The sequence below is a fragment of the Exiguobacterium sp. UBA1053 genome, from assembly GCF_002316465.1.
Lineage (GTDB): Bacteria > Bacillota > Bacilli > Exiguobacteriales > Exiguobacteriaceae > Exiguobacterium_A > Exiguobacterium_A abrahamii.
In genome coordinates, this window is the sequence record NZ_DCDO01000013.1 from 1,093,969 (window position 1) to 1,106,925 (window position 12,957).

Annotated in this window: 13 protein-coding genes; 10 read left to right on the forward strand and 3 right to left on the reverse strand. The window is 50.1% G+C overall.

From position 1 onward, the window contains the following. Positions 1-33 precede the first annotated feature (33 nt). The 4 genes from B3G15_RS13180 to B3G15_RS13195 all read left to right on the forward strand — a co-directional run bounded on the left by B3G15_RS13180 (position 34) and on the right by B3G15_RS13195 (position 3,533). Positions 34-867: an SDR family oxidoreductase gene (locus tag B3G15_RS13180; RefSeq protein ID WP_214771758.1), complete on the forward strand. Its 834-nt coding sequence runs from the start codon at positions 34-36 to the stop codon at positions 865-867. A 94-nt stretch (positions 868-961) separates the two neighbouring features. Next, positions 962-2,527, forward strand: coding sequence for a sensor domain-containing diguanylate cyclase (locus B3G15_RS13185; protein ID WP_290721702.1), 1,566 nt, complete (start codon positions 962-964; stop codon positions 2,525-2,527). A 12-nt stretch (positions 2,528-2,539) separates the two neighbouring features. Beyond that, the gene (locus B3G15_RS13190) at positions 2,540-2,869 is read left to right on the forward strand and encodes a potassium channel family protein (protein ID WP_214771774.1); all 330 of its coding nucleotides are present in this window, start codon (positions 2,540-2,542) and stop codon (positions 2,867-2,869) included. A 13-nt stretch (positions 2,870-2,882) separates the two neighbouring features. Next, the gene (locus B3G15_RS13195; RefSeq protein ID WP_214771777.1) at positions 2,883-3,533 is read left to right on the forward strand and encodes a hypothetical protein; all 651 of its coding nucleotides are present in this window, start codon (positions 2,883-2,885) and stop codon (positions 3,531-3,533) included. Positions 3,534-3,585: 52 nt separating this feature from the next. On the opposite strand, the gene mgtE is transcribed toward B3G15_RS13195, so the two are convergent. Then, a complete protein-coding gene (gene mgtE, locus B3G15_RS13200; protein WP_058264504.1) occupies positions 3,586-4,938 on the reverse strand; it encodes a magnesium transporter in 1,353 nt (450 codons plus the stop codon). A gap of 227 nt (positions 4,939-5,165) precedes the next feature. Here mgtE and B3G15_RS13205 point away from each other — a divergent pair, with 227 nt between their 5' ends. From B3G15_RS13205 to B3G15_RS13220, 4 genes are all read left to right on the forward strand, one after another. Then, a complete protein-coding gene (locus tag B3G15_RS13205) occupies positions 5,166-5,903 on the forward strand; it encodes a metal ABC transporter ATP-binding protein (protein WP_064299209.1) in 738 nt (245 codons plus the stop codon). Further along, a complete protein-coding gene (locus B3G15_RS13210) occupies positions 5,900-6,745 on the forward strand; it encodes a metal ABC transporter permease (RefSeq protein ID WP_290721706.1) in 846 nt (281 codons plus the stop codon). The genes B3G15_RS13205 and B3G15_RS13210 overlap by 4 nt, the downstream gene beginning before the upstream one ends. Then, on the forward strand, positions 6,742-7,659 hold the full coding sequence (locus tag B3G15_RS13215) for a metal ABC transporter substrate-binding protein (protein WP_290721708.1): 918 nt from the start codon (positions 6,742-6,744) through the stop codon (positions 7,657-7,659). The genes B3G15_RS13210 and B3G15_RS13215 overlap by 4 nt, the downstream gene beginning before the upstream one ends. 76 nt (positions 7,660-7,735) lie before the next feature. Continuing rightward, the gene (locus tag B3G15_RS13220) at positions 7,736-8,248 is read left to right on the forward strand and encodes a PCYCGC motif-containing (lipo)protein (RefSeq protein WP_290721709.1); all 513 of its coding nucleotides are present in this window, start codon (positions 7,736-7,738) and stop codon (positions 8,246-8,248) included. A 52-nt stretch (positions 8,249-8,300) separates the two neighbouring features. Here B3G15_RS13220 and B3G15_RS13225 read toward each other — a convergent pair whose 3' ends face one another. Both B3G15_RS13225 and B3G15_RS13230 read right to left on the reverse strand, forming a co-directional pair. Next, a complete protein-coding gene (locus tag B3G15_RS13225) occupies positions 8,301-8,669 on the reverse strand; it encodes a VOC family protein (protein ID WP_290721711.1) in 369 nt (122 codons plus the stop codon). Then, positions 8,666-9,106 carry a hypothetical protein gene (locus B3G15_RS13230; protein WP_195864325.1) on the reverse strand — a complete coding sequence of 147 codons (441 nt, stop codon included), beginning with the start codon at positions 9,104-9,106 and terminating at the stop codon, positions 8,666-8,668. The genes B3G15_RS13225 and B3G15_RS13230 overlap by 4 nt, the downstream gene beginning before the upstream one ends. A 189-nt stretch (positions 9,107-9,295) precedes the next feature. Here B3G15_RS13230 and B3G15_RS13235 point away from each other — a divergent pair, with 189 nt between their 5' ends. Both B3G15_RS13235 and B3G15_RS13240 read left to right on the forward strand, forming a co-directional pair. Next, entirely contained in the window at positions 9,296-10,309 is a 1,014-nt protein-coding gene (locus B3G15_RS13235; RefSeq protein ID WP_290721757.1) for a zinc-binding alcohol dehydrogenase family protein, read from the forward strand. Positions 10,310-10,524: 215 nt separating this feature from the next. Continuing rightward, a complete protein-coding gene (locus tag B3G15_RS13240) occupies positions 10,525-12,957 on the forward strand; it encodes a HAMP domain-containing sensor histidine kinase (RefSeq protein WP_290721713.1) in 2,433 nt (810 codons plus the stop codon).

Consider the following 12,957-nt stretch of genomic DNA (forward strand, 5'->3'; position numbering starts at 1 on the left):
GAAGACAAATACTTTCAGAACGGAGGAATTGATATGCAAACGATCTTGATCACGGGTGCTTCTTCCGGTATCGGTCTTGCGACGGCGCGGCGATTCGCAGACGCCGGATGGTTCGTCTACGCTGGTGTCCGGAGTCCAGACGAAATGACCGTGTCGTTGCCGACGCTCACCTTCTTGCCGCTCGATGTGACGGATGAAACAAGCGTGAAAGCAGCCGTTCGTCAAATTGAACAGGAGGTCGATCATCTCGACGTCGTGTTCTGCAATGCCGGTCATGGTTTACTGCGCGCACTCGGTCAAGCGACGAGTTATGAAATCAAGCAACTCTTCGAAACGAATGTCTTCGGTGTCATCCGGACGATCGAAGCCTGCCTTCCCCTACTCAAACAAGCACCGGACGGTAGTCACTTACTCGCGACTTCAAGCGTCAGTGGTCTCGTCGGTCAACCGATGAATGAACTGTATTGTGCCAGTAAGTTCGCGATCGAAGGGCTGTTCGAAAGTCTTGCGACCTACTATAAACCATACTTCAACATCGACGTCACCCTGATTGAACCAGCCGCCGTCGAGACGAACTTTACCGCAACGGTTCTCGATCAACTTGAACGGACGGGTGGCTTACACGAAGACGACTTCAAACCGATCATCACGGCTTATTTGCAGACGTATCGGACGCGACATGCCGATCGCCAATCGGCAGAAGCTCTGGCTGAGGTGATCTTCGAGGTCGTCCATCGTGACGAACGTCCGTTACGAATCCGGACGACGGAAGCCGATGAACATTTCGTCGCCCATAAGACACATCATGATCCGTCAGGTCTCGAAGGGATCGCCAAAATACGACGACTAACATTAAATCTCGACTGATTCCCCTTTTTTTGAAATTTCAATCCGCCTCAGCAATCTTCGCCCACTATACTGAGACTATCTACCTAAAAATTATCTAGAAGGGCGGAACGCCATGCCATCCTTGTTTCTTTTTACAATCGTCTATCTGATTCCGACCTTCATCATGTTCTACATGTCGATTGATATATTTTTACGCAATCCATCACGTCCACAACACCGACTGCTTAGCTTATTCACGTTCGCTTACGGGATGTTATTCCTCGGTGAATTTTTCCGGAATGCCTCCCCGATCGAATTTAGTCCGGCATTCGTGACCTACTGGTTCGGAAACGCTGGTCTGATCGTCTTCAGTACATCGCTCCACTTCATCTTTCGCGTCTCGAATTTGTGGAAACGAATGCCACGTTTATTGTACCCATGGATCTTCTATCTTCCGATGGGCGTCGTGCTGACGACATACGTATTCCAGACGAACGTCATCAACAGTCAGCAATTCACACAGGTCGGACAGTTCATCTACCCTGAATTCAACACACAATATCTAGTGACGATGACGGTCGGGAACATCTTCCATCTCCTTGTCATCGGTCTGCTCGTGTACGCACGGACACACTTGAAAGATGCACGTCGTGGCATCATAAACGTCTTACTCAGTGTCGCGATTCTCGTTCTCGTATGGGATATCGTCTTCGGCTACTGGTCGTTCTACGGCATCATGCCACCGTATGCCTATATGTATGGCGGTTTGTTCTGGGCAGGAGCACTGGCAATCGCAATGCGCCGATTCGATTATCTCGCGTCCTATCAGAAGCGTTTCGCGACGCTCTACAATTTGAATCCTTCGGCAATCCTGCTGCTCGACCGGGACGGACGAATTGAGAGTGCCAACCCAGCTGCTCATCGTCTGTTCGAGACCGATGACTTAACGGCATGTACGTTTTCGACCTACTTACCGGATAAAAAACAAGCCGATTGGTCGCTGCATTATATGACACACTTTTTATCGCAACGTAAGTTCAACGAATTCGAAACGAAGATTTTGACAGCGCGACAGCAAGAACGCTACGTCGTCATGGATGCCGATTTCGTCTTCATCGAACAGGAACTGCACGGGATGTTATTGATTCGTGATATCCAGTCCTTCAAGGAAGCGGAGCAGACGATTCGTTTCTTCGCCTACCACGATCCGTTGACGAAGATTGCGAATCGCCGAAGCTTTTACGAACGTGCGGCACAAGAGTTACTCGAGCTTGATCATATTGCGATCATCGTCGTCGATCTCGACGGTTTCAAAACCATCAACGATACGTATGGACATCAAATCGGTGACGCCTTCTTGATTCATATCGCTCGCCTTCTAGAACACCATGCGGAACAGAATGGGTTCGCTGCCCGTGTCGGTGGCGACGAATTCTTCTTACTCTATCGTCATCCGTCTGTCGCTACGCTCCATGCCTATGCTGCGAATCTGTTGACGTACTTGCAAGACAACCCTTACCGGTTCGCTGAAGAAACCATTGAAATCCGAACGAGCATCGGACTTAGTTACTCACCCAATCATGGCGTCGATCTCGACACGCTGATTCAGCATGCTGACCAAGCGATGTACCGCGTCAAACATGCCGGAAAGAACGATTATTTCATTCATGATACGATGGACTCGACGCAACGATCCTAAAGGAGAGATTCCATGATTTCTGTACTGACGATTTTTTCACGTTTATTCAAGGGATTGCGCCGCGCCTTTCACTTATCTTACTTTCGTGGTCTATTGATTCTCTGCCTGTTGACGCTCGTCTCCGGGACGATTTTCTATAGCACGGAAGAAAATCTATCGCTGGTGGATGCACTTTACTTTTGTATCACGACACTAAGTACGGTTGGGCATCCAACATTCGTTCCGACGACGACGCTCGGTAAGGTCTTTACGATGGCATACATCACGATTGGCTGCGGGTTGTTCTTAACACTGATTGCCACGTTATCGTATGTCCTGATTAAACAACCGGAGGATGAATAAGGGGGAATGATCCATGCGCCAAGCTGCCATCCAAAATAATTTCGATTGGTGTCGCCTCGTCTGTGAGTCAGCCGGTTGCCGGGTGACGGAAACTGATTCGACCTGGCACGCTCAAGGAAGCGTACCGAGCTATTATCCGGAACTGATGGTCCGGCTTCCCCATCAGCGAATTGGTGTCACGGATGTCTATAGCATCAAGGACTGCACGGCAAGCTATGATTTCTCGAGTGCCGGTCTCAGTCATTTATTTACAGCAGAATGGATGACCCGCCCTGCCATACTCGATCGCCGTGCCCTTCCCGTCGATTGGTCCGTCGTGACGGATCTCGATCAGTTCGCTCGCTTCCAGGCTATCCAGGCAACACCGGAGCTGCCCACAACGTTATGGCAACATCCCGCTGTCCGCTTCTTCTATTCAGAGGCGCAACAAGCAAGTTGCATTGCCTACTCGAATCAAGTGACGACCGGACTAACGTACGTCAACTCCGATTACCTCGACGAACGCTTATGGGATGATATCGCACGTTTGAGTTCAGCACATTTTCCCGGTCAATCGCTCGTCGGTTACGAGTATGGCGATCACCTGATCACAGCGCTTGAAGCCGGCTTTGACGACGTTGGTCCACTCGCGATCTGGATTCGCACGACGAATGATCACACATGAAAAAACCGAACCGATTCCCTTCCTCTTGACGAAGATGAATCGGTTCGGTTTTTTACATCAAGCGGCTAATGAATGCCGTGGCGATCCCGAAGTAGACGAGGAGCGACAAGATATCGTTCAACGTCGTGATCAATGGTCCGGATGCGATTGCCGGGTCAATCTTTAGACGATGTAAGATGAGCGGAATGATTGTTCCAGCAAGTGTCCCAAAGATCAACGTGATGACGAGCGAGCTGCCGACGACAAGTCCTAAGACGGCACTCCCTTGCCAGACGTAGGCGATGACGGCGATCAAGATGCCACAAATGATACCAATGATTAAACCAACCCAGAGTTCTCGCAGGATTAATCGAGTCGCGACCCGCTTATCGACTTCACGCGTGATCAATCCGCGGACGACGACCGCGAGCGATTGGGTACCGGTATTTCCGGTCATACCAGCAATCATCGGCATGAAGAAGGCGAGCGCGACGACTTTTGAGAGCGTCTCTTCGAACTGACTGATGATTGATCCGGAGACGAGCCCGATGAACAGTAGCAAGACGAGCCACGGTAAGCGACGGGTCGCAGCAATCCACGGCTTCGTCTCGAAATCAATCGATTTACCGGATGCCGAGAGTTTCTCGATGTCTTCGTTTGCTTCTTCCCGTAAGACGTCAAGCGCATCATCGACCGTGATCAATCCGACGAGAATGTCGCCCTCGACGACGGGTAACGAGACGAGATCATAGCGTTCGAACAGTTGCGCGACTTCTTCCTGATCGGTCTCTGCCGCGACCCGGATCACCTTCGTCTCCATGACGTCACTGATCCGTTCCGTGTTTTCAGCTAAGATGACATCCCGGTATGAGATGACCCCAACGAGTTCACTGAGTTGATTGACGACGTAGACGTAGTTGATTGTCTCCGAGTATTCGATGTAGTCGCGCATCTTCTCGACCGTCTCACCGACCGTGAAATCCTCGCCGACCCAGATGAACCGGTTCGTCATCAAGCGCCCGGCCGTTTCCGGTGGATACGTCAAGAGATTGCGGACGATCAGTGCCTCGTCCGTCCGCATGCTACCAAGCAAACGGTCGGTCTCTTCCGGTCCCAGTTCCTCAAGTACATCCGCGACATCATCGTTTTCCATTAAATCGAGGACGTGCCCGGCACGCTCGACGTCTAAACGGCGTAAGACGGCGAGACGTTGCTCCCCTTCGAGCTCCTCGAGGACATCCGCCAATCGCTCGTGATCGAGATAGTCGAGGAGTCGTGCCTGATCGTCTTCGCCCAACTCTTCATACACTTGCGCGATATCATACGGATAGACCTCTTCGATGACTTGCTGTGCCTGCTCCCGCTTTTCCTTCGCGAGCGCATCGAGCAAGAGCCACTTCCATTGTTGTTCTGCTGTCTGACGCAATCTCCTCACCCCCTGTATTCTGCCTTTTCATCTTAGCACGAGTTGATTCGCGATCGATATCGAAAAACAGTTGACATCTGTTTCCTATGGCTTTAAAGTTTGCCTTAAGGAAACATTATTTGTAGACCGAATCTTTTTCCAGTGATTGGAGTTAAAATTTTTACTTTATTTTTTGCCCTAAGGAAACTTTCCTTCTATATACCACAAAACCAAAGGAGTGATCATTCATGTACGCCCTTGACGTTGATCGTCTCACCGTCTCTTATTTTGATACCCATGCACTCGACGGAGTATCCGTTCGTCTTCCGGTCGCTTCGTTGATTGGCATCATCGGACCGAACGGTGCTGGTAAATCCACATTCTTAAAAGCCATCCTCGGTCTGATCCCGGCTCGGATCGAGCAGTTACGCGTGCTCGACCAATCACTCGAAGACGTCCGGTCACGCGTCGCTTACGTCCCGCAACGAAGTGCAATTGATTGGGACTTCCCGGTTCGTGTGCAGGATGTCGTGTTGATGGGCTGTTATCCGAAGCTCGGCTTATTCAAACGACCATCGAAGACCCAAAAAGCGTTCGCGATGGAATGCCTCGAACGCGTCGGTATGTCCAATCATGCCGAACGCCAAATCGGTGAACTGTCAGGTGGACAGCAACAACGGGTCTTTCTAGCGCGCGCCCTTGCCCAAGAAGCAGAGCTACTATTGCTGGACGAACCGTTCGTCGGCATCGATGTTGCGAGTGAGCAGATGATCATCGAACTCTTACGGACCCTTCGAGCCGAAGGGCGGACGATCGTCGTCGTCCACCATGATTTGCATAAAGCAGAGGACTACTTCGACACATTGATGCTGTTGAACAAACAACTGATCGCTGTCGGTCCACCGGCTGATATCTTGACACCGGAATGGCTCGAACCAGCGTATGGCTTACCTTTATTCGAACGACGCAAGGAGGGACAAGGATGACGTTCATCGAGGCATTACTTCAGTATGAGTTCTTACAAAAAGCGATGATCACCGCCATCATGGTCGGCATCATCTGTGGTGTGATCGGTTGTTTCATCATCCTTCGCGGAATGTCGTTGATGGGGGACGCGATCTCGCACGCCGTTTTACCTGGTGTTGCGATTTCCTACCTACTCGGGATCAACTTCCTGATCGGCGCCGTTGTCACAGGACTCGTGACTGCACTCGGAATCGGCTTCGTTAGCCAGAACAGTCGCATCAAGAACGATACGGCAATCGGAATCATGTTCACATCCGCCTTCGCCCTCGGGATCATCCTGATTTCGTTCTTGCGTAGCAGTAGTGATCTCTATCACATTCTGTTTGGTAACGTCCTCGCGGTCCGTCCGAGCGACATGTGGATGACCGTCATCATCGGATTGATCGTCCTCGGTGGAATCTTCTTGTTCTACAAAGAGTTGCTGATCAGCTCGTTTGATCCGACGATGGCGCAAGCCTATGGACTATCGACGCGTTGGATTCATTACGGACTGATGACGTTACTAACACTCGTCACCGTCGCTTCACTTCAGACCGTCGGCATCATCCTCGTCGTCGCGATGCTGATCACACCAGCAGCGACCGCGTATTTACTGACGAACCGTCTCTCAAGGATGCTGTTCCTAGCGGCAGGATTCGGTACGCTGTCCGCCATCGTCGGACTGTATTTCAGCTTCATCTATAATCTATCTTCCGGTGCGTCGATCGTCCTCGTCGCGACGACGTTGTTCGCACTCGTCTTCGTCTTCTCACCACGTCACGGTCTGATGCGTCACCGGAAACGAAAGGAGTCTACTGTATGAAAGTAAAACTTTTTCTGTTCGTCCTCCTCAGCACGGTCTTGCTTGCTGCTTGTTCGACACCAGCAGAAGATAACGGGAAGCTGAAGGTCGTTGCGACATATTCGATTCTCGCTGACCTCGCACGTGAGGTCGGTGGTGAACATGTCGATGTCCACAGCATGGTCAAGATCGGGGCAAACCCGCACGAGTATGATCCACTTCCAGCAGACGTACAAGCGATGGCAAATGCTGACGTCGTCTTCTACAACGGGTTGAACCTGGAAGCCGGCGGTGCGTGGTTCGATAAACTCCGGGCAACGACTGGCAAAGACGCATCTGACGCGCCCGTCTATCGTTTAAGCAAAGGCGTCGAACCGAAATACCTGACGACGAAGGGCAAAGAATCGGAGACTGATCCGCATGCGTGGCTCGACGTAAGCAATGGGATTCGCTACGTCGAAAACGTCAAGCAGGCATTAATCAAGGAAGATCCGAAGCACAAAGCCGACTACGAAAAAAATGCCGATGCCTATATCAAAAAATTGCAGACGCTTGATCAGGAAGCGAAACAGCAGTTTGCCGCTATTCCGAAAGCAGAACGTCATCTCGTCACGAGCGAAGGAGCCTTCAAATACTTCGGAACTGCCTATGACGTCAAAGCGGATTATATTTGGGAGATTAACTCAGATAATCAAGGAACTCCGGCTCAAGTCCGCCGGATCGTCGATACGATCAAGGAGCAAGATATCCCTGTCCTGTTCGTCGAAACGAGCGTCGATCGGCGGAGCATGGAAACCGTCTCAAGGGAGACTGGTGTTCCGATCGGTGGTACTCTCTTCACTGACTCACTCGGTGCACCGGGTAAGGATGGCGACACTTACTACAGCATGATGCAAGCAAACATCGAGACGATCACGGAAGCACTCGCCAAGTAAGCGTCAACAAATCGTCACGCCTTCTCGATACGTCTTTCCTTATAATGAAGGTAAGACGATGAAAGAGAGGCACATTATGCAAACACGACTATATCGTTACGCCTTTCCCCTCAGTATCAGCCTGTTGCTCGCTGCATGCGGAACAGCTGATCAAACGGGTGCTCCGAAGACAGAACAGACGAATCACGGAGATCATGCTGACCATGCCAGCCACGGTGTTGGTGATCAACTCGAGAAGACCGCGGGACCAGACACGTTACCCGCTTTTCTGAACGAACAGGATGAGTCGATCCAAACGATTTACCGCTCCGTCGCTAAACATCCTGATCTCTTGAAGAAGATGCCTTGTTATTGCGGTTGCGGTGAATCTGCTGGTCATACAAGCAACTATGACTGCTTCATCGAAGAGCAGACTGCTAGTTCCACGACCTGGACGACGCACGGCATTACATGTGGTACGTGTCTCGATATCGCGGCACAGTCAATCGTCGCTTATCAAAAAGGTAGCTCCGTCAAAGAAATCCGGACTGCCATCGATCAAGCGTACGCGAAGACTGGTGTCACACCGACGCCGACGCCAGCGCTTTAAAAATAGCCTGCTTCTTGTCACGAACCATGTGATCTGAAGCAGGCTATTTCGTTTAGACCGTCACAGCAACTTGCGCCGTCAATGCCATCGTATTTTGTTCCGAATCCTTAAAGAACGCCATCCACGTCTCTTCCCTATCGGAACGCGTGATCATGTGTGGTTCTCCGAGAAAAACGACACCTTGTTCTTGCATCCGCTTATATTCTACTTGCAACGAATCAACCTCAAAATATATAACGGAACTCGGATGATCGAATGCCTCTGTCTCTGGCAAAGTTAACATCAATCGAATATTCCCACACTGAAGGAAAACCATCGTCTCGAGTTCAAATAGGACAGATAATTGCAACACATCCCGATAAAATGCTGTACTACGCTTAATATCCTTCACTGGAATTCCAATCTGTTGAATGCGTTTCATTTCATTTCCTCCCTCTGTTTGGCTCGTAAGACAAGCGGTCGACCCGACAACAGCTCATCCAGTTGATAGTACGTATGTGCCCGAATCGGTCGATCCGTTCGTGGCAGGTGACGAAGCTCATATGCCACTTCGAGTAAGTAAAACTTGTATTCCTCCCCTTCATCAAAACCGAAGCTCGCGCGACGTTCTTCGATATACGCAAGGACACGCTCCTGTTGCGAGAACGAGAGCCGCTGGACTTGTGGGGCGAGTGCCTCGTGCGGAGAGAGCACGATTTCCCGCTCCGTGCGATACAGTCGATGCATGACGCCACCACTTTGACGTAAGGCAATCAAACGCGCGGGTCGATACGGACGGGGGTGCGGGTGGGCATGGACGAGGTAACGTTCAATCGTGACTTGAGTCGGTCCTGCCGGTAGAGAGATGACGTCATACATACAAAATCGCTCCTTCTCAAAAAATAATAGCTACTCTCATATGCTACCATATCTATCCAGCATTCTTCCGTTGACGACAGAAGGGGAATCCGTTTTCAAAGTTTCGCAACTGGTTTTAAGACGAAGCGAGCGTGGAACAGATGGAGAGAAGAGATTCCTATCTGGAAAGGATGATTGTCGATGTCGAACATGTCCGCTGTCGGTTTCCACCGACACTTACCACTAACGGAACACGAAAGTCTGATTGACCTGGAACTACCACGCCCGGAAGCAACGGGACACGATCTCTTAGTTGAGATCAAAGCCGTCTCCGTCAACCCGGTCGATACGAAAGTCCGTGCTCACGGGAAAGACGAAGACGCCCCGAAGGTCATCGGTTACGATGCAGCCGGAGTCGTCGTTGAAGTCGGCGATGATGCCTCCCTCTTCCAAGTCGGTGATGAAGTGTATTACGCCGGTGCGATTCAGCGCCCCGGGTCAAACAGTGACTTCCAACTCGTTGATGAACGAATCGTCGCCAAAAAGCCGGAACGGTTGACGTTCAGCGAAGCCGCTGCTCTCCCGTTGACGACGCTGACAGCCTATGAAGCATTGACCGATCGTCTCGGATTGACGTTTGATGCTAAGTCGAATCTCGAGAAGACGATCCTCATCATCGGAGCTGCTGGTGGTGTCGGTTCAATCGCGACACAACTCGCAAATCACGTTGGACTGACTGTCATCGGAACGGCGTCACGCGACGAGACGATCGATTGGGCGAAGGAACACGGTGCCCATCATACGATCAATCACCACGAGGCATTCCGTCCTCAGCTGGAAGCCCTCGGTTACAAATACGTCGACTATATCTTCTGTCTCAATGCGACGGACCAACATTTTGAGGCAATGGTTGATGTGATTGCACCACAAGGAAAAATCTGTAGCATCGTCGAGACGGATCAAAAACTCGATTTAAGTGCGCTCCAACAAAAGAGTGCGACGTTCGTTTGGGAGTTCATGTTCACGCGTCCGCTGTTTGCGACAGAGGACATGATCCGCCAACATGAGATTCTGACGCAAGTCGCAGCATGGATCGAAGAGCATACACTTGAGACGACGGTGACACAGACGTTAATCGGCATGAACGCTGACAATCTGAAAGAAGCACACCGTCTCGTCGAGAGCGGAAAAATGATTGGGAAGATCGTCGTCGAACATCATTAATGGGCATCGGAGCAGGTTGGGAGTAAAATCCCGTCCTGCTTTTTTGTCGTTCTAAGTTTTCTTTGTGAACCTGTATCTCTTACTTTGAAGATATTTTAAGCATTATGACTATATTTATTCGTCTAAAAAATGTACGATTACGGTAACAAATATTCCAACGTAATACATCTAATCGACGCTTGACTCACATAGACAAAGGAGCATCCATAATCCATATGCGAAAATGGTTCAATCAAAAGATCAGCCGACAGATCATGTCGTCGTTTTATCTCATTCTTATTACACTATCGATCTCTTCCCTGGCTGCTTATTTTTACACGAACCACCAAGTCACGGATGCGAAACAAGAGCTCGATGCGATCAGCTTGCGCGAAGATCGAGCGACAAAACTTTGGGACGATTGGCAGTCCCTTCAATACGAGATGCGGGGTTATATCGTCTTCGGTGACGATGCCGTGCTCGACGTGATTGATGAAAAAAAAGCCTCACTCGAACAACAGACGGCTTGGTTTGAGAAAAATCGTCTCTACAAGGCGGATCAAATCTATGCGTCTGATATTCGTTCGCTCTATAATTCTTATACCAATTTCGTCATGCCAAGCTTAATTAAATATGTCCAAGCAAAACAAGAAGGAAAGATTGACGAACGTTTCTTGCAGATGCCAAGTCTGAAGGCGATGATGCCACAAGTACCACGGGATCCGAATCGGAAATTCAAGATGAATGCCTCAAACAGTGAGACGATGCGTAAAAGTGTCAACACGATGGAGAGCACATTCACGAACTATCGGAGTAGTCTTCGCGCGAAAGAACTCGGTGCAAAAGAACAACTTGTCACCCAGACAAAGTATGCTGAGTGGATTTGGCTCGTCAATCTGCTCGTATTGTTCCTTGTTATCTTGCTGATCGTCCGCCCGTTCATCGAACGGACGACGCGACAAATCCACCTTCTCAGCAAGGAGAGCAAGCTCCTTGCAAGTGGTGAGCATACGTTACCGTTGATTCCGCTCAACCGTGCTGACGAGATCGGTGAATTGAGTAAATCGTTCCATCAGATGGCGACAGCCTTGATTGAAAATAAACACCAATTGATGTCAACGAACGTTAATCTCGCAGATGCGTTGAAACTGACGCAACGGAACGAATCTCATTTACGCCTACGGAACCAATTGACCGAAACACTGGCGTCGCGCGATAGCATCAGTGCTTATCCTTCTGTCATCCAAAAGATGGTTGAGATCACGCAGTCTGATCAAGGCGCACTGATTTTTAAAGAAGGAACAAAAGTCATCGATATCGTCTTTTATCCACAGACACCGCTCACAGTCGAGGATTGGATGCCAACGATTGAGCCGTTATTGCGTGAGTCGCGACAAGATAAACGACCGCATACACAGTTCGAGGACGAAGTCGCACGCGCCGTCACACCGGTTCTTGATCCGAGTCAAAATGAGATCATCGCCTATATCTTCTTGTCCCGCGATCAGGATCGGTTTGATCGTTACGAGCAGGAAGAACTCGCTGCCTTCGCGCGTCAGCTAGCGTTATCACTCTTACGGATGCGGACGTTCGACGAGATTGAACGCGAACGGGAAAAAACGGCGCGACTGTTGAACTCGATCCGTGAATCGATCGTCTATATCGAACCCGAAGGCGATATTCAATTGATCAACCGACCATTGCTCGATCTGTTTGACCATCCGGTTGATGACAGTATCGATGAAAACGGACTGATGAACATCACTCCGTCCGTCGTCCAACTCAAGCATCGCGTCGACCAACTACCGGAATTCGAACGTTACTTGAAAAAGACGTTCGTGAAACGAGAAATCGGTGAAGGAATCACCTTCTCGATCGATCACGAGCGACGCTTCATCAAGACGTACTCCGAGAGCATTCATTATGGTGGACAGTTCCGCGGGATTCTACTCGTCTTACGTGACGTGACGAATGAAGTCGAGATTGACCGGATCAAAAACGAACTCGTCTCGACGATCTCACACGAACTGCGTACACCACTCTCGTCGATCTATGGCTTTACTGAGCTGATGATTCAGCGTGACCTGCCACCGAAACGACAGAAGAAGTATCTCGAAGCGGTCCATTCGGAAACAGAACGCCTCTCGCTGTTGATCAATGACTTCCTCGACCTGCAACGGATGGAAGCAAACCGTCAGGAATATGAGATGGCACCGTTCGATATCGTCGCGATGATTCGTGATTTGAAACAGTTGCATAGCCTGTCGTCTTCTTCCCACGCGATTGAAATATTCCGAAACGTCGAACCGCTGATCGTCGAAGGGGATGCGAAGAAGATTCGTCAATTGTTCAGTAACCTGATCAACAATGCGATCAAATACTCACCAGCTGGTGGAACGATCGATATCCAACTGACGCGACACGCGTCACGTGTCACCGTCGCGATTCAAGATGAGGGTATCGGGATTCCTGCTTCTGCGATGAGTAACTTGTTCCAAAAATTCTATCGTGTCGACAATTCGGACACTCGTCAAATCGGCGGTACTGGTCTTGGGCTCTCGATTTGTCGCGAAATTGCGCGTGGACATGAGGGAGAAATCCATGTCGAATCGGTCGAAGGACAAGGCTCGACGTTTACGGTCGAACTTCCACTGACACAACATACATGA

Bases quoted from the DNA above. Each gene is read 5' to 3' on its own strand.
- B3G15_RS13180 (WP_214771758.1), top strand. From the start codon at position 34: ATGCAAACGATCTTGATCACGGGTGCTTCTTCCGGTATCGGTCTTGCG.
- B3G15_RS13185 (WP_290721702.1), top strand. From the start codon at position 962: ATGCCATCCTTGTTTCTTTTTACAATCGTCTATCTGATTCCGACCTTC.
- B3G15_RS13190 (WP_214771774.1), top strand. From the start codon at position 2,540: ATGATTTCTGTACTGACGATTTTTTCACGTTTATTCAAGGGATTGCGC.
- B3G15_RS13195 (WP_214771777.1), top strand. From the start codon at position 2,883: ATGCGCCAAGCTGCCATCCAAAATAATTTCGATTGGTGTCGCCTCGTC.
- B3G15_RS13205 (WP_064299209.1), top strand. From the start codon at position 5,166: ATGTACGCCCTTGACGTTGATCGTCTCACCGTCTCTTATTTTGATACC.
- B3G15_RS13210 (WP_290721706.1), top strand. From the start codon at position 5,900: ATGACGTTCATCGAGGCATTACTTCAGTATGAGTTCTTACAAAAAGCG.
- B3G15_RS13215 (WP_290721708.1), top strand. From the start codon at position 6,742: ATGAAAGTAAAACTTTTTCTGTTCGTCCTCCTCAGCACGGTCTTGCTT.
- B3G15_RS13220 (WP_290721709.1), top strand. From the start codon at position 7,736: ATGCAAACACGACTATATCGTTACGCCTTTCCCCTCAGTATCAGCCTG.
- B3G15_RS13225 (WP_290721711.1), bottom strand. From the start codon at position 8,669: ATGAAACGCATTCAACAGATTGGAATTCCAGTGAAGGATATTAAGCGT.
- B3G15_RS13230 (WP_195864325.1), bottom strand. From the start codon at position 9,106: ATGTATGACGTCATCTCTCTACCGGCAGGACCGACTCAAGTCACGATT.
- B3G15_RS13235 (WP_290721757.1), top strand. From the start codon at position 9,296: ATGTCCGCTGTCGGTTTCCACCGACACTTACCACTAACGGAACACGAA.
- B3G15_RS13240 (WP_290721713.1), top strand. From the start codon at position 10,525: ATGCGAAAATGGTTCAATCAAAAGATCAGCCGACAGATCATGTCGTCG.